Source organism: Slackia exigua ATCC 700122, from assembly GCF_000162875.1.
Taxonomy (GTDB): Bacteria; Actinomycetota; Coriobacteriia; order Coriobacteriales; family Eggerthellaceae; genus Slackia; species Slackia exigua.
Window position 1 is genome coordinate 430,723 of the sequence record NZ_GG700631.1, and the last position, 15,694, is coordinate 446,416.

At 64.1% G+C, this 15,694-nt stretch carries 12 protein-coding genes; 5 read left to right on the forward strand and 7 right to left on the reverse strand.

Annotated features, from left to right (window positions below; translation table 11 throughout):
* Positions 1 to 321: 321 nt before the first annotated feature.
* The 4 genes from HMPREF0762_RS07955 to gatC form a co-directional block, all read right to left on the reverse strand.
* Positions 322 to 747, reverse strand: coding sequence for an FKBP-type peptidyl-prolyl cis-trans isomerase (locus HMPREF0762_RS07955; protein ID WP_006363133.1), 426 nt, complete (start codon positions 745 to 747; stop codon positions 322 to 324).
* A 92-nt stretch (positions 748 to 839) separates the two neighbouring features.
* Positions 840 to 2,408 (reverse strand): Asp-tRNA(Asn)/Glu-tRNA(Gln) amidotransferase subunit GatB, encoded by a 1,569-nt coding sequence (gene gatB / locus HMPREF0762_RS07960; protein WP_040619462.1) that lies wholly within the window; start codon positions 2,406 to 2,408, stop codon positions 840 to 842.
* A gap of 1 nt (position 2,409) precedes the next feature.
* On the reverse strand, positions 2,410 to 3,891 hold the full coding sequence (gatA, locus tag HMPREF0762_RS07965; RefSeq protein WP_006363135.1) for an Asp-tRNA(Asn)/Glu-tRNA(Gln) amidotransferase subunit GatA: 1,482 nt from the start codon (positions 3,889 to 3,891) through the stop codon (positions 2,410 to 2,412).
* Complete coding sequence (gene gatC, locus HMPREF0762_RS07970) at positions 3,891 to 4,202, reverse strand: Asp-tRNA(Asn)/Glu-tRNA(Gln) amidotransferase subunit GatC (RefSeq protein ID WP_040619464.1); 312 nt, start codon at positions 4,200 to 4,202, stop codon at positions 3,891 to 3,893. Before gatC ends, gatA begins: the two co-directional genes overlap by 1 nt.
* A 198-nt stretch (positions 4,203 to 4,400) precedes the next feature.
* Here gatC and HMPREF0762_RS07975 point away from each other — a divergent pair, with 198 nt between their 5' ends.
* The gene (locus tag HMPREF0762_RS07975; RefSeq protein ID WP_006363137.1) at positions 4,401 to 5,444 is read left to right on the forward strand and encodes a glycoside hydrolase 5 family protein; all 1,044 of its coding nucleotides are present in this window, start codon (positions 4,401 to 4,403) and stop codon (positions 5,442 to 5,444) included.
* 33 nt (positions 5,445 to 5,477) lie between these two features.
* Here the strand turns inward: HMPREF0762_RS07975 and recQ are convergent, their stop codons facing one another.
* The 3 genes from recQ to rlmD form a co-directional block, all read right to left on the reverse strand.
* The gene (gene recQ, locus HMPREF0762_RS07980) at positions 5,478 to 7,415 is read right to left on the reverse strand and encodes a DNA helicase RecQ (RefSeq protein ID WP_211204470.1); all 1,938 of its coding nucleotides are present in this window, start codon (positions 7,413 to 7,415) and stop codon (positions 5,478 to 5,480) included.
* Positions 7,416 to 7,418: 3 nt separating this feature from the next.
* Entirely contained in the window at positions 7,419 to 8,483 is a 1,065-nt protein-coding gene (ychF, locus tag HMPREF0762_RS07985; RefSeq protein ID WP_006363139.1) for a redox-regulated ATPase YchF, read from the reverse strand.
* Positions 8,484 to 8,727: 244 nt separating this feature from the next.
* Positions 8,728 to 9,933, reverse strand: a complete 1,206-nt coding sequence (gene rlmD, locus HMPREF0762_RS07990) for a 23S rRNA (uracil(1939)-C(5))-methyltransferase RlmD (protein ID WP_322785208.1) — start codon at positions 9,931 to 9,933, stop codon at positions 8,728 to 8,730.
* A 157-nt stretch (positions 9,934 to 10,090) separates the two neighbouring features.
* On the opposite strand from rlmD, the gene HMPREF0762_RS07995 reads away from it, so the two are divergent.
* The 4 genes from HMPREF0762_RS07995 (at position 10,091) to HMPREF0762_RS08010 (ending at position 15,582) form a co-directional block, all read left to right on the forward strand.
* Positions 10,091 to 10,462 (forward strand): phage holin family protein, encoded by a 372-nt coding sequence (locus tag HMPREF0762_RS07995; RefSeq protein ID WP_006363141.1) that lies wholly within the window; start codon positions 10,091 to 10,093, stop codon positions 10,460 to 10,462.
* A gap of 312 nt (positions 10,463 to 10,774) precedes the next feature.
* On the forward strand, positions 10,775 to 11,569 hold the full coding sequence (locus HMPREF0762_RS08000; RefSeq protein ID WP_006363142.1) for a dimethylarginine dimethylaminohydrolase family protein: 795 nt from the start codon (positions 10,775 to 10,777) through the stop codon (positions 11,567 to 11,569).
* Between the two features lie 284 nt (positions 11,570 to 11,853).
* Positions 11,854 to 13,155 carry a Y-family DNA polymerase gene (locus tag HMPREF0762_RS08005; RefSeq protein ID WP_006363144.1) on the forward strand — a complete coding sequence of 434 codons (1,302 nt, stop codon included), beginning with the start codon at positions 11,854 to 11,856 and terminating at the stop codon, positions 13,153 to 13,155.
* A 261-nt stretch (positions 13,156 to 13,416) separates the two neighbouring features.
* A complete protein-coding gene (locus tag HMPREF0762_RS08010; protein ID WP_006363146.1) occupies positions 13,417 to 15,582 on the forward strand; it encodes a DEAD/DEAH box helicase in 2,166 nt (721 codons plus the stop codon).
* The last annotated feature ends 112 nt before the right edge of the window (positions 15,583 to 15,694 follow it).

Sequence of the window (15,694 nt, forward strand, 5' to 3'; positions counted from 1 at the left end):
TCGCCTGAGACGCGAAAGCCCGTTCCAGATGGGGCGAAGATTCCAACCGCAGTCGGCCGCAATGCGCGCGTCGTTTCGGGGGTATATGCGATGGATTGTGCGGCGAATCTTGCAAGAATGCGCCCATGAACACGTCAGGGCATCCGACCTTGATGTCGAACGCCCTGATGATAGCATTCATCCTCCGCATAACAAGCCGCGTCGGAGAAAAATCGCGGGAGATTTCCGCCCGCAGCCCCGTCTGCGTCCGAAACCCGCATCGATTCCGACGTGCGGACGCATGGTGCGAAGAGCCGCGGTCGGCCTCGAACCTTCCTTCGGCTAGTCGACGACCTCGACGAGCTCGATGTCGAAGTTGAGGTCCTTGCCGGCGAGCTCGTGGTTCATGTCGAGCACGACCTCGTCGATCGTGACGGACGCGACCTTGGCGGGCATAGGGCCGTACGGGCTGTTGAAGTACACGGTCTGCCCAACGGGAAGCTGATCGGCGTTGGGGACCTGGTTCGCGGGAATCTTTTGAACAGCCTGCTCGTTATATTCGCCGTAGGCATCCTTGGCCGGGATATGGACCGATTTCTTCTCGCCGATCGCCATATCGACGACTGCCGCATCGAAACCGGGAATCATCTGGCCGGCGCCGCAGGTGAATTCGATAGGCTCGCCGCGATCGTAGCTCGAATCGAACTGCGTGCCGTCGTCGAGAGTGCCGCGATAATGCGTCTTGACCTTCTTGCCTGAATTGCTCATGGATCTCCAATCGATACGTGAACGTAATGCCCGCCATCATACTCGATGGCGGGCATGCGTCCGGGTGCGGATCGGCGATTCCCGAAGGGGCCTTACTTCAGCTTCTGAGCAAGAATCCGATTGATGACCTTGGGATTCCCTTGGCCGCGCATGGCCTTCATGCACTGGCCGACGAAAAAACCGATCAGCTTCGCATTACCCGCGCGATACCGTTCGACGGCATCGGCATTTTCGGCGATGACTTGGTCGATCACGGCTTCGATAGCAGCGGTGTCGCTCACCTGCCTCATGCCGCGCGCTTCGACGATGGCGGCCGGGTCGGCATCGTCGTCGATGATGGCGGCGAAGACCTCCTTGCCTTGCTTCGACGAGATGTCGTCGGCAGCCAGAAGCTTCACCAGATCGCATGCGCGCTGCGGCGTGAGCGGAGACGAGGCCAGGTCGAAATCGGCATCCGCATTCATGCGCGCGGTCACGTCGTTGATGACCAGGTTCGCGAGCGGCTTGGCGAGCGAGACGTCGTTCGCGCAGGCCATCGCGGCCTCGAAGAAATCCGCGGTCGCGCGATGCTCGATCAGGTGGCGCGCATCATAGGCGGACAGCCCGAAGGCGTCCCGATAGCGGCGCTTCTTCTGGTCGGGCAGCTCGGGCAGGCGCGTGCGCACGCCTTCGATGAATTCGTCGGACAGGTCGAAGGGAGCCAGGTCGGGTTCGGGGAACAGGCGGTAATCATCGGCCGTTTCCTTCACGCGCATGACGATCGTGCGCTTGGCTGTAGGATCCCAATGGCGGGTCTCCTGGTAGATGATGCCGCCCTCTTCGAGCACCTCCGCCTGGCGGCGGATCTCAAAGGCCAGGCCGTCGTGCAGGTTCTTGAAGGAGTTCATGTTCTTGAGCTCGGTCTTCGTGCCCAGCTGCGCCGTTCCGCGCCGACGGAGCGACACGTTGCCGTCGCAGCGCATGGATCCTTCCTCCATCGAGCAGTCGGAGATGCCGATGGCCAGATAGATCTGGCGCAGCTTCTCCATGAACAGGCGTGCTTCCTCGGGCGTGCGCAGGTCGGGCTCGGTCACGAGCTCTATGAGCGGCATGCCTGCACGGTTGTAGTCGACCAGGCTGTGCGTCGCCCCGGCGATACGTCCTTCGTCGCCGCCGATATGCACCATCTTGCCGGCATCCTCCTCCATATGGATGCGCGTGATGCCCACGTGCGCGACGTAGCCGTCATCGGTCATCGTGACGTTGCCGCGGCTCTCGCCCGGCCCAAGGCCGTCCACATCGATGCGTTCGGCCACGCCTGCGCCGTCGACCTCGAAATCCAGGCTCCCCCGCATGCAGAAGGCGATGGGGCCCTGCGTCGTCTGGAAGTTCTTGGCCATGTCGGGATACATGTAGTTCTTACGGTAGAACATCGAATGCTTCTCGATGTCGCAGTTCGTCGCCAGGCCGGCGAGCACGATGGATTCGATGGCCGCCTTGTTGGGCACCGGAAGCGCGCCGGGAAGGCCCAGGCACACGGGGCACGTATGCGTGTTGGGCGCGGCGCCGTGCTCGAGCTTGCAGCCGCAGAACATCTTCGTATCGAGCGTCGTGAGCTCGGCATGGATCTCCAGACCGATCACGGCCTCCCAGTCCTTGAGAACTTCTTCGAGCGCCTTCACGCTACTCACCTGCCTTGAACGCGGGAGCGACGCCGGCCGCGCCGTACGCGCGCTCCAGAACCGCGGCCGCACGGAACATATTCCGGTCTTCGAACTGCGGAGACACGAGCTGCACGCCGATGGGCATGCCCGTGTCGGCACCTAGGCCGACCGGCACGCTCATGCCGCCGTTGCCCACGATGTTGATGGGCACGGTGAAGATATCGGACAGATACATCTGCGCCGGGTCGGACAACGCGCCGAATTCGAACGCGGCATGCGGGCTGGCCGGCATCAGGATGACGTCGCACGATTCGTACGCGCGGGCGAAATCCTGAGTGATGAGCGTGCGCACCTGCTGCGCCGGATAGTAGTACCGATCGTAGACGCCGGCGGAGAGCAGGTAGCTTCCCAAAAGGATGCGGCGTTTGGCCTCGGGGCCGAAGCCGGCGGCACGGCTCGCTTCCTGCTGAGCGCCCAGATCGGCATGGCCGGGCTCGCAGGCGCCGTAGCGCACGGAATCGAAACGCGCGAGGTTCGAGAATGCCTCGCAGGGACCGAGCACATAGTAAGCGCTGATGGCGGCTTCGGAATGCGGGAGTTCGACATCGACGAGGGTCGCGCCGGCGGCTTCGAGGGCGCGCGCCGCCTCGGCCGTGCGGGATGCGACTTCGGACGTGAGGCCGGAAGCTTCCATGAAAGCGCGGACGATGCCCACGCGCATGCCGCGCACATCCTGGGCGGCCGCCTGCGCGAAGCCGGCCGGCGCATCCTGGGACGTGGAATCCAGCGGATCGCGGCCCACGAGCGCATCGAGCGCCGACGCGGCGTCGGCAACCGTGCGGGCGAACGGACCCACCTGGTCAAGAGAGCTGCCGAAGGCCACCACGCCGTAGCGCGACACCATGCCGTAGGTGGGCTTCACGCCCACGACGCCGCAGAAGGCGGCCGGCTGGCGGATGGAGCCGCCTGTGTCGGAGCCCAACGTGACGGGAGCCATGCCCGCGGCGACCGCGGCGGCCGAACCGCCCGACGACCCGCCGGGCACGCGGGCGAGGTCCCACGGATTGCGCGTGACGCCGAACGCGGAGTTCTCGGTCGAGGAGCCGAAGGCGAACTCGTCCATGTTGAGCTTGCCGAGCGGCAGGCAGCCCGCATCGAGCATGCGCTGCACGCAGGTGGCGGTATAGGGCGCGACGTAGCTCTCGAGCATGCGGGACGCGCAGGTGGTATGCGTGCCCTTCTGGTTCATATTGTCTTTGAACGCGACGGGGACGCCGGCAAGCGGGCCCAGATCGGCGAACGTGCCTGCGGCGATGGCGGCATCGATGCGGTCGGCGGCATCGAGCGCAAGCGCATCGGTGCGCTCGAGGAAGGCGTGGATCTTGGGCTCGGCGGCATCCATATGGTCGAGATGCGCCTGCGCGACCTCGCGTGCAGAGAATTCCTTGGAGGCAAGCCCCTCGCGGGTGCAGGCCGCGGTCATATCGGTCAGGTGCGCCATCACTGATCGCCTCCGCCTAGGATCGCGGGAATGAGGAAGCAGCCGTCCTGCTGCTTGGGCGCGTTCGCAAGGGCCTCTTCCTGAGTGAAGGACGCGCCGGATTCGACGTCTTCGCGCATCACGTTGGACAGCGATCCGATCGGGTGGAATGTGGGTTCGACGCCGTCGAGGTCGAACCCGCGAATGGGCTGAAGCGTATCGATGATGCTGTTGAGGTCGACCGTCATCTGGGCGGCTTCGGCGTCGTCCAGGCCGACGCGCGCGTACGTGGCGATGGAGCGCACGTCTTCCTCGGTCAGATAGTTCGGCATATGGAATCCTTCCGTGCCGCCTCGTAGGTGCTGCCGGACGGCCGCGGCCGCGCTTCGGGCGAAAACGCCCGGGCGCACGTGTTGCAACCTGACATGATAGCAAATGGAGGCAGAGCGAAGACGGTCGGAGCGTTCCGCCGCCATCGCCTCCATGCCCGTACGCAAGCCTTGCGAAGAACGCGATGCGCGGAACCTTCGATGTTTGCGCTCCTGGCTGCCGGCACGTACAATCGAGGCGCCCGTCAGCCCGCTCCTGCCAGTCGAGGGAAGGTGCCCGCGATTCCCGATCTCAGCCGCCGCAGATTCCTCACGATCTCCGCCGCTGCAACGCTTGCCGGCGTAGCCGCCGTCGCGACGAGCGCCTGCGCATCGCACACGCGCGGCGGCACCGAGATGCCGTCCCGCATCTTGCGCGGCGTCACCGTCGACTCCCTAGACGACATCGAAGAAACGGCAGCCGTCCTTTCATCGAGCGCGAACCGCCTGACCGTACGCCTCATCATGGATTCCGAACGTCCGCTCGAAGACTGCGTGCGAGCGGTCGCGGCCTTGAAACCGCACGCCGACATCATGATCCAGGTGATCGATTCCACCGATCTCCCCGATCGCTCGGCCTCATGGATCGCGAAGCGCACCCGGGACGCGATGGACGCCTTCGGCGACGACATCACGCTCTGGGAAATCGGCAACGAACTGAACGGCAGCTGGGCCGGAAGCTCCCCATCGCAGATCAACGCCAAAGCGCGCGCCGCCTACGACGTGGTTCGCGCAGCCGGCGGCAGAACCGCCGTCACCTTCAACTATTGGTCCTCCCACGACTGCTACGATCAGCCCTGGGAGGCGACCCTCCCCTATGCGCGGCAGGCGGCGGCAAGCGTTCCCGACGTGGACTGCGTCTTCCTCTCGGTCTACGAAACGGCGTGCTCGCCCGCCCAGCACCCGAGCGCCGAAGAGCTGGCCTCTGCGCTGAACGGCCTCGGCGAGATATACCCTGACGCCTGCCTGGGCATAGGAGAGATCGGGGCCCAAGGCGTCGACGACGGACTTGCGTCGAACCCCTCGATGCCCGAGAAAGAGCGTCTGGCAACCTACTATTACGGGCTCCACGACGATATCGCCGCGCAGGTAGGCCCCCGTTACGTCGGAGGATACTTCTGGTGGTACTTCTACGAGGACGCGGTCGATACACCGGAGGAATCGTCCTTGTGGCCGACTTTGGACGCGCTCCTGAACGACCTGTGAGGATGCTGCCGAGCCTTCGGATCCTCGCCTGCCCTACATCTCTTGACGCCAGGCGGCTATCTCGGCGAGGAAGGCATCGCCGTAGGTACGCATCTTGCGCGCGCCCACGCCGTTGACCTCGAGCATCTCCATCTCGGTCGAAGGCATCCTGTCGCACATGCCGTGCAGCGTGCGGTCGGTGAACACCATGTACGGCGCAAGCCCGCGTGCGGCGGCGATGCTCTTGCGCAACGCGCGCAGGCGCTCGAACAGCGCGTCCGAGCCGACGCCCGCACCTGCGCCCACGGCAGCGAACGACCCGGCCGATCCCGGCTTCCGCAGATGGTCGGCCTGCGCATCGGGCGTGCGACGCGGCACCTTCACGGAAAGCGAGAAATCCTCCGCATCCACGGCCCCGGCGCGCGCTCCCAGCCCGACCGTCGGGTATTGGCCCGCGGAGATGTCCAGCACGCCCTCGGTCGCCAGCAGCTCGATCACGTCCTTCACCGCAGACGCCGTCGCACGCACGCTCCCGTAGCTCGGCAGCGCATCGAATCCGCCGTCCGTCACCTTCTGGCTCTTCGACCCGCGCACCACGTCGGCGATGACGGTCTTGCCGTACGGATACCCCAATTCGCGTACGCATGCCACACAGGCGCGGGCGACCTGCGTCATATCGATCGAGGCGAAATCCCCCTGGCAGTTCGAGCAGTTCCCGCACGGATCGGCCGGCACGTCGTCGCCGAAGTAGGCGAGCATGCACCTGCGCAGGCATCCCGTCGTGCGGCAGTAGGCGATCATCGCATTCAGAAGCTTGACCTGCGCCGCATGCACCGCCCGCGCCTGTTCTTCGGTCAGATTGCCGTTCTCGGTCGGCGTGTCGATGAAGTAGCGGCACGTGGAGATGTCCTTGTCGCACCAGAGCAGCAGGCATTCCGACGGATCCCCGTCGCGACCGGCGCGGCCGGCCTCCTGGTAATACGCCTCCAGGCTCTTGGGCATGTTGTTGTGGATCACATAGCGCACGTTCGACTTGTCGATCCCCATGCCGAAGGCGTTGGTCGCCACCATGACGAGCGCGTCGTCGTCGATGAACCGCTTCTGGTTCTCGGTGCGCTCGGCCGGCGAGAGCCCCGCGTGGTACGCTGCCGCCGAGAAGCCATGCTCCTGCAGGAACGTCGCCGTTTCCTCCACCTCGCGGCGCGTCGCGCAGTACACGATGCCGCTTTCGCGCCGATGCGCGGCGACGAACGACGCTATGCGCATTCGTTTGGCCTTCGGGTTCATCTGCTCGACGGAGAAGCGCAGGTTCGGACGGTCGAACCCCGTGACCACGACCTCGGGATCCGTCAACCCTGCAAGGCGCACGATGTCGTCGCGCACCTCTTCGGTGGCCGTGGCCGTGAGCGCGATGACGGGCGGGCGGGTCCCGCGGGCAGCGCCGTATGCGTCGATGAATTCGAGGATCTCCAGGTAGGAAGGTCGGAAATCCTGACCCCACTGCGACACGCAATGCGCTTCGTCGATCGCGATGAGGGGAACCTCCATGCCCATGACGAAGCTGCGGAACGCCGGGTCGGACAGGCGCTCGGGCGCGACATACATGAGGTCGTACGCGCCGTCGCGTGCGCGGCGCATGATCTCGGCCTGCACGGCCGGCGAGAAGCTCGAGTTGATATACGACCCGCGTACGCCGGCGTCGACCAGCCCGCGCACCTGATCGTGCATGAGGGACACCAACGGCGAGATGACGAGCGCCAGCCCCGGCATGACGATGCCGGGGATCTGGTACGTGAGCGACTTGCCCGCGCCCGTCGGCATGACGCCGAGCGCGTCGCGCCCTTCGAGCACGGCGCGAATCAATGCCTCTTGGCCAGGCCTGAAGCTATCGTACCCATAGTACTTGCACAGCGCTGCCTTCGCGTCGTCCATGAAGGCGCGACGGGAACGGGACGACGAGGCGGATGCGCCGCGCGCATCGACGGACGGCATGCCCTAGACGTTGAACTTGAAGTGCATGACGTCTCCGTCCTGCACGACGTAGTCCTTGCCCTCTTGGCGCAGGCGGCCCGCCGCACGGCAGCCGGCTTCGCCGCCGAGGCTCACGTAGTCGTCGAACGAGGCCGTCTCGGCCTTGATGAAGCCGCGCTCGAAATCGGAATGGATGACGCCGGCGGCCTGCGGCGCCTTCGCGCCGACGGGAATGGTCCACGCGCGCGTCTCGGTTTCCCCGCTCGTGAAGTAGCTCTGAAGCCCGAGCAGGCCGTATGCTGCACGAATGAGACGTGCGAGCCCGCCTTCCTCGATACCGAGCTCTTCCATGAACATCTGCGCGTCTTCCGCATCAAGCTCGGAAAGATCGGCTTCGATCTTGGCGGAAATGGGAACGGGGCGCTGCCCGTCGATCTCCGGGAGCTCGACATTGACGGAACCTTCGTCCACGTTCGCGATGTACATCATCGGCTTCATCGTGAGCAGGCACAGATCCTTCACGGCCGCGGCTTCCTCGACGGACAGGCCGAGCGTGCGGGCACGATGGCCTTCGTTCAGGCCTTCAGCGACCTTCTTCGCGACCTCGAGCTTGAAGGCGCCGGCCTTGTCGCGGCGCGCTTCCTTCTCCAGGCGCGGAATGGCGCGTTCGAGCGTGCCGAGATCGGCCAGGATGAGTTCGGTCTTGATAGTGTCGACGTCGCTGCGCGGATCGACCTTGTGCGCGACGTGCTCCACATTGGGGTCGGAGAAGAACCGCACAACCTCGCAGATGGCATCGGTTTCGCGGATGTTCGCGAGGAACTTGTTGCCCAGGCCCTCCCCTTGGCTGGCGCCGGCCACAAGACCTGCGATGTCCACGAATTCGACCGTCGCCGGCACGATCTTGGCCGGATGGTCGATCGCAGCGAGCGCGTCCAGGCGTGCATCGGGCACGGCCACGATGCCGACGTTCGGGTCGATCGTGGCGAAGGGATAGTTGGCCGCGAGGCCTCCCTTTTTGGTCAGGGCCGTGAACAGCGAGGACTTGCCCACGTTGGGCAATCCGACGATGCCGATGGATAAGGACATGGAATCACTCCTTGGAGAAACGCGGTCGCGTGCGCCCCATCTTACCATTGCGCGGATGGCGCGCAGGAAGGATTCGGATATGAATTGTGTACAACCGAATTTGCATGAATCGATGCAAGGAAGCCGTGCGTACTGATGAGAATCTATATCTGTATTGATCGACGATGAATAAAGTCTGGTCACCCGACGCTTGGAGCGACTCCATCCGGTGGCAAATCTCCTGCAGGTCGCACTACGGCGACCATTAGCCCTCGAGCACGAAGCGGGCGATCGTCTCCACGTGCTCGGTATGGGGAAACATATCGACCGGCTGCAGCGTATCCAGACGATATCCGTGATCGCATAGGTATCGGGCATCGCGCAGCTGCGTCGCAGGATTGCAGGACACGTACACGATGCGCCGCGGCGCGAGCAGGCACGCTGCCTTCAGGAAATCGGGCGTCGCCCCTGCGCGCGGAGGATCCATGAACACTGCGTCGACCGACCCGCCTTCCGCAGCAAGCCGTCGCATGAACGCGCCCGCGTCGTCGGAGAAGAATTCGGCCGACCCGATGCCGTTGTGCCGCGCGTTAGTGCGCGCATCGGCCACGGCATCCATTCGCTCCTCGACGCCGATCAAGTGCTTGGCACCGGGCTTCCCGTCGATTCCTTTCGCCGCCACAAGCCCGATCGTGCCCGTGCCGCAGTACGCGTCGAGGATGGTCTCCTCGCCCGTCAGGCCCGCCATCTCGACGGCGGTACGGTACAGCACCTCGGTCTGCTCTGAATTCACCTGATAGAACGACCGTGACGAAATGCGGAAGCTCAGCCCGCACAGCTCGTCCAGGATGAAGCCGGGACCGTAGATCGTGCGTTCCTTGTCGCCCATGATGACGTTGGTGCGCCGCGTATTCACGTTCTGAACCACCGTCGTGATCTGCGGATGCCGGCGCACGAGTTCCCGTGCGAGGCGCTTTCCTGCGGGAAATGCCTCGTCCCGCGTCACAAGCGTGACCATGACCTCGCCCGACGCATGGCCGACACGCACCTGGGCATGGCGCAGGAAGCCCGTATCGGCATCTTCGTCGTACGGCTCGATGCGCAGCTTCGGCATAAGCTGGCGGACGGACTGGATGATCGCCTTGGCGACCTGGTTCTCTATCAGGCATTCGCTCGAATCGATGACGCGATGCGTGCCGCGCTCGTACATGCCGCAGAGGATGCGCCGGCGACGCGCCTTGCGATCGTAGACGCCCACGAAGGGCGAGACGACCTTGTTCCGATAGTGCAGCGGCATATCCATGCCGAGCACGGGCGCCACCTCGAGCCCATCGAATTCGGCGAACAGGCGTGCGACGGCTTCGCGCTTGCGCGCGAGCTGCCGGGCGTAGGGCACCCGTAATTCGGTGCATCCTCCACAGCGGCGGTCTATAGGACAGGAATATGCGGAGGCTTCGGTCATGCGGTGCATTGTAGCGCAGCGCACGTGACCCGACCGCGACGCGACGCTCGTTCACGGTCGCGCAACGCTTGGACCAAAGCAGCCCCATGCTTCCGCGTACGTGCGATAATCCCGGAAACGCACGTCGAGCGCGCTCGACCCCGAAACACGCTGAAGGAGCAGAACCATGGGTTTCATCGGACGCTGGATCGCCACCGCGATCGCCGTCGCCGCGGCGCTGTGGATCGTCCCCGGCATCGGCCTGGACAACACCACGAGCACCTGGGTGGCCGTCGCCATCGTAGGGCTCATGCTCGCGCTGCTCAACGTCTCGGTCAAGCCCATCCTGCAGATCGTGAGCCTACCCTTCTCCGTCCTCACGCTCGGCATCTTCTACCTCGTCATCAACACCGTCGTCCTCTACCTTGCATCCGGCATCGCCAACGGGCTGTTCGACGTGGGTTTCGTGATCACGAATTTCGGGTCGGCGTTCTTCGCGAGCATCATCATCAGCATCGTGAGCTCCATCGTGAACGGCATCACCGGCTCGGAATCGTAGAGGCTCTCCCTCAGCGCGAAGGATGGCTGCGATGTAACGAACGGATTGCCGGCAGCGAACGTGAATCCGTCCGCACGGCTTCGTCGCATCCATGGCGCCGACGCGGTGCCATAACCCGCGGCCCATGGCGGTTTTCGTATGCCATCATGCATATTTATTCGGGTTTAACCTGGGTTTAACGGTCTTTTTATGCAAAATTACGTGAATTATTCCGTATTTTATTCATCTAGAGGGTATACAATCATGGGCGTGCAAAGCGCTTGCGAAGACGTGCCGAAGGCTGCAAGCGCACCCATTGAGAGAGGATAGGACATGAACTTCACCAACGTCATCGTTCGCCGTCCCGGCGCATCGCTGTGCGACGGCATCACCAGCGCGCCCGAGCTCGGCCAACCCATCTATGAAAAGGCGCTCGTCCAGCACGACGTCTACATCGAAGCCCTGAAGCAGTGCGGCGTCGAAGTCACCGTCCTTCCCGCGATGGAGGAATATCCCGATTCCTGCTTCGTCGAAGACACCGCGGTCATCACCCGCAAGGGCGCGATCATCGACAATCCGGGCGCCGGCAGCCGCAACGGCGAAGCCAAGGAGATGGAACCCACCATCCGCCAGTTCTTCGACGACGACCATATCAAGCGCATCGTGTCGCCCGGCACGCTCGAAGGCGGCGACGTCATGATGGTCGGCGACACGTTCTATGTGGGCCGCTCCGCCCGTACCAACGAAGAGGGCATCCGTCAATTCGCCGAGATCCTCGAAGGCTGGGGCCTTGCGTGCGTCGAGGTGCCGCTGGAGCTCGTGCTGCATCTGAAGACCGGCGTCAACTACCTTGAAGACAACAACATGCTGGTTTCCGGCGAATTCATCGACAAGCCTGAATTCGCCCAATACAACCGCATCGTCGTGCCCGAAGAGGAAGCCTACGGCGCGAACTGCATCTGGATGAACGGCACCGTCATCGTACCCGAGGGCTATCCGACCGTGCTCAAGGCGGTCCGGGACCTCGGCTATACGACGATCGTGGTGGACACCTCCGAGTACCGCAAGATAGACGGGGGCCTTTCCTGCCTGAGCCTGCGCTTCAACCCGAATCTGGTCGACGAGTAGCCGCCGATGCTCCACCCGCGGGCGCGCATGCTCAGGCGCGTCCGGCGACCACCGGGGATTCCTGAGCACGGACGAAGGGCTGTGCGACCGCGCGGCCCTTCGTCGCATGCGGTCCTCGTTTCACCGAGGGCCGCGGCGGACGGGACGGGCGGATTTCGCGATGCCCGATTCGCGCACGATGCAGGCGATGCGCCCGGTGATGCCGCGCTCCCTCTTTTCCCCTCTCTCCCTCCTGGAGCATGGTATCATGCATATAGAACATTTGTACGTATAAGGGGGCGGGAATGGACGGTGCCCGGGAAGGCGGCGCGCATGACGAAGGGCGCTCGTATCTCTGCATAGACTTGAAATCGTTCTACGCCTCGGTGGAATGCGTCGAACGCGGTCTCGATCCCATGACGACCGATCTGGTGGTCGCCGACCCCGAACGCACGGACAAGACCATATGCCTGGCCGTCTCGCCCTCCCTCAAGGCGAAAGGCGTGCGCAACCGTTGCCGCGTGTTCGAGATTCCCGAAGCCTTCGACTACCTCATGGCGCCTCCGCGCATGGCGCTCTACATCGAGTACTCCGCGAACATCTACGCCATCCTGCTGCGCTACATCGCGAAAGAGGATATCCACGTCTACTCGATCGACGAATCGTTCATGGACGTGACGAGCTATCTCCCCTATTACCATACCGATGCGATCGAGCTGGGAGAACGCATCCGCGAAGACATCGTGGCGCAGACAGGCATCCCGGCTACCTGCGGCGTCGGCCCCAACCTCTTCCTCGCCAAGGTCGCGCTCGACATATCGGCGAAGCGCAGCCCCAATTTCTTCGGCGTCCTCGACGAAGGGCGCTATCGCGCGACGCTCTGGAACCACACCCCCATCACCGACTTCTGGCGCGTGGGCGCCGGAACCGCGCGACGCCTGCACGACCTGGGGATAGACACTATGGGCCAGCTCGCGCTCTACCCCGATCGGGACAGGCTCTACAACATCTTCGGCGTGGATGCGGAAATCCTCATCGACCATGCCTGGGGCATCGAGCCGGTCACGATGGACGACATCAAGGCCTATCGGCCGCATTCGAAATCGCTCACGAACGCCCAGGTCCTCAGCCGCCCCTATGCATACGAGGATGCCCGGACCGTCATCAAGGAGATGTGCGACGCGAGCGCGACGGACATGGTGGCGCAGGGGCTTACGGCGGATTCCCTGACGCTCGGCGTGCGGTACGACAGAAACGAGCGGGGCCTCATGCTCGACGACGGAGGAACGTCGAGGCTTTCCTGCCCTACGAATTCGCGACGGGTTTTGATAGACGCCGCCATGGACGTCTTCGGCCATCGCGTGGACCCAAGGCGCTCGATCCGCTACCTCATGATCACGTTCAACGGCATAGCCGACGAAGACCGGACGCAGCCCGGCCTCTTCCGCGCGGCCAGCGTCCAAGAAGAGCGGCGACGTCAGGAAGCCGTCGTCGGCATCCAGCGGAAATACGGGAAGAATTCCCTGTTCAAAGGCATAGATCTGCTGGAATGCGCCACGCAACGCGAACGAAACGGACAGATAGGAGGCCATAGGAGCGGTGCATGATCCGAAACGAAGAGCCGCATCGCGCCCCCGCATGAGCAGGGCCCGGCGCGCGAAGATATTCATGCCCTTCAATCCCCTCAAGGGATTCCAGGAAGCCCTGCGCGAAAAGGAGCGCGAGGCGGAAGCGGCCTACCGGAAGGCCGAGAGCGGAACGCCGTGGGACGATGCGTAGGTTCATACATCCTATCTGGTATTTCATGTTTATAGCGTGTACGCGCCCCGCACACGGCCTGCGACAGGCATAATGTGCTGTCTCACGGGATGCCCCACGCTCCCTATCCAATCGGGCGGAATCAACCCGAACGCACTCGCTACAAGGAGAACATCATAGCTACTTTCAATGACCTCGGACTTTCCGAGAAGGCTCTCTCTGCCGTCGTCGACCTCGGGTATTCCGAGCCGACCCCGGTTCAGGAGAAGGCCATCCCCGTCGTGCTCGAAGGGCGCGACCTCATCGCAGCCGCCAAGACCGGCACCGGCAAGACGGCCGCATTTTCCCTTCCCACCCTGGACCAGCTGAGGTATCGAGCCGACGACGAAGGTCCGCTCATGGTCATCGTGACGCCGACGCGCGAGCTTGCGCAGCAGATCGCCGATACCTGCGCGCCCATCGCCCGCCGCACGAACCACAGCACCGTCGTGCTGCTCGGCGGCGTCGGATACGGCCCCCAGATCAAGAAGCTCAGGGCCGGCGCCGACATCATCATCGCGACGCCGGGGCGCCTGCTCGACCTCATGCGTCAGGGCGCGGCGGACCTCGGCAACGTTGAGAAGCTCGTCCTCGACGAGGCCGACCGCATGCTCGACATGGGCTTTTGGCCTCAGGTCAGCGAAATCGTCGATGCCATCCCCGCCGAACGCCAGACGCTGCTGTTCTCGGCCACCATCGACCGCTCACAGGACAAGGTTATGTTCTCGCTGCTCAAGGATCCCGAGATCATCGAGATCGCCCATCGCGGCGATGTGGCCGACCTGATCGACCAGTACGTCATCAAGACCGATCGCCGTTTGAAGCCCGCCCTGCTCAACTCGTTCGTCCGGGAACGCGGCGGATTCCGCGTCATCGTGTTCACGCGCACGAAGGGCGGCGCCGACAACTGCACGAAACGCCTGCGCAAGATCGGCATCGCCACCGAGGCCATCCATGCGGACCGTTCCCAGGCCCAGCGGGCCCGCGCCCTCGACAACTTCCGCGAGGGCAAGACGCACGTGCTCGTCGCCACCGACGTGCTTTCGCGCGGCATCGACGTGCCCGAAGTCGACTACGTCATCAACTACGACCTGCCCATGATGCCCGAGGACTACGTCCATCGCATCGGGCGCACGGGCCGCGCCGGCGCGCGCGGATACGCCGTGTCCTTCGTCACGCCCGATACCCGCAATCTGCTGAAGAGCATCCAGAAATTCATCGATCAGACCATCGAGGTCCTCGATTTCGCCGTGAGCGACGACGCGATGGAGCCTGTCGGCGAAGACCATGCGCTCGCCGGCGTCGTGGACGATGGAAAGGGCGCGCGCGGCGGACGCGGCAAGAAACGCGGCAAGGACGACCGCGGTCGCGACAAGGACCGCAAGAGGGGTCGCAACGGCAAGCGCGGAAAGCGCGACGACGACGCCCGCGGCAAGAAGGCGAAGAAGGACCGCCGCAAAGCATCGAAGGCGGATGGTCGTTCCGAAGGATTCGAGCACGTGGACGTGCATCGCGACGAGCGCTTCGACGCGGATTTCGACGCCAAGTTCAACAAGAAGTCGAATGCGGCATTCGCCGAAGGGCGCGATGAGAAGCGCTCTCGCAAGAACGGCGACAAGAAGCACCACGGCAAAGGGTTCGGGAAAGACGGCAAGAAAAAGAAACGCGCAGGCGCATCCGACCGTGATCGCGCGGCCCTGAACGCGGCGGCCGACTCCTTCGGCGGCGGACGTTCGCCCCGCCCCAAGGGCGATCATACCTACGATTACGCGGCATTTTCCAAACCGAAAAGGCCCAAGGCGCCCAAGGGGGAACGATTCGGCGATTCGAGCAGGTTCGACGACGAGCGTCCCTCCTTCAAAAAGCATGACGGGCGCAAAGGCTTCGGCAAGGGCGCATCGAGCGATCGCGGCAAGAACGACCGCTACCGCTCCGACGATCGCTTCGGCCGCAAGGATTCGAAACCCTCGAACGGTTTCGGCAGGGACGCGAAACGCGGAGGCGATGCGCGCGACCGCAAGCCCTTCGAAAGCAAGGTAGGACGCGGGTTCGGTTCCGCCCGCCGCTCCGAAGGCGAAGGCCGCTCCTTCGGCCGCCGGGACCGCGATAGCCAAGGCGCTTGGAAGCGCAGCGGCAGGCCTTCGATGGGAAGCCGCCCGAACGGCGGCAGGCCGGGACGTCCCAAGCGCGGCGGATCGGCCGGCGGCCCTCGAGGCCGAGGTTCCAACGCGCGGTAGCTCCCATCGGGCATGCCTGTAGCTGCATGCCCGATGCATACGATACGAACGGCGGCCCCGCTTGATGCGGGGCCGCCGTTCGTGTGCGGGTCTTCGATCCGAAACGGGCAGG

What these genes read in the sequence shown, in the direction of transcription:
- ychF (WP_006363139.1), bottom strand. Translation starts at nt 8,483, where the DNA reads ATGTCCTTATCCATCGGCATCGTCGGATTGCCCAACGTGGGCAAGTCC.
- HMPREF0762_RS07995 (WP_006363141.1), top strand. Translation starts at nt 10,091, where the DNA reads ATGGGTTTCATCGGACGCTGGATCGCCACCGCGATCGCCGTCGCCGCG.
- HMPREF0762_RS07955 (WP_006363133.1), bottom strand. Translation starts at nt 747, where the DNA reads ATGAGCAATTCAGGCAAGAAGGTCAAGACGCATTATCGCGGCACTCTC.
- HMPREF0762_RS08000 (WP_006363142.1), top strand. Translation starts at nt 10,775, where the DNA reads ATGAACTTCACCAACGTCATCGTTCGCCGTCCCGGCGCATCGCTGTGC.
- HMPREF0762_RS08005 (WP_006363144.1), top strand. Translation starts at nt 11,854, where the DNA reads ATGGACGGTGCCCGGGAAGGCGGCGCGCATGACGAAGGGCGCTCGTAT.
- gatC (WP_040619464.1), bottom strand. Translation starts at nt 4,202, where the DNA reads ATGCCGAACTATCTGACCGAGGAAGACGTGCGCTCCATCGCCACGTAC.
- HMPREF0762_RS08010 (WP_006363146.1), top strand. Translation starts at nt 13,417, where the DNA reads ATGCCCCACGCTCCCTATCCAATCGGGCGGAATCAACCCGAACGCACT.
- rlmD (WP_322785208.1), bottom strand. Translation starts at nt 9,933, where the DNA reads ATGCACCGCATGACCGAAGCCTCCGCATATTCCTGTCCTATAGACCGC.
- gatA (WP_006363135.1), bottom strand. Translation starts at nt 3,891, where the DNA reads ATGGCGCACCTGACCGATATGACCGCGGCCTGCACCCGCGAGGGGCTT.
- HMPREF0762_RS07975 (WP_006363137.1), top strand. Translation starts at nt 4,401, where the DNA reads ATGTTTGCGCTCCTGGCTGCCGGCACGTACAATCGAGGCGCCCGTCAG.
- recQ (WP_211204470.1), bottom strand. Translation starts at nt 7,415, where the DNA reads ATGCCGTCCGTCGATGCGCGCGGCGCATCCGCCTCGTCGTCCCGTTCC.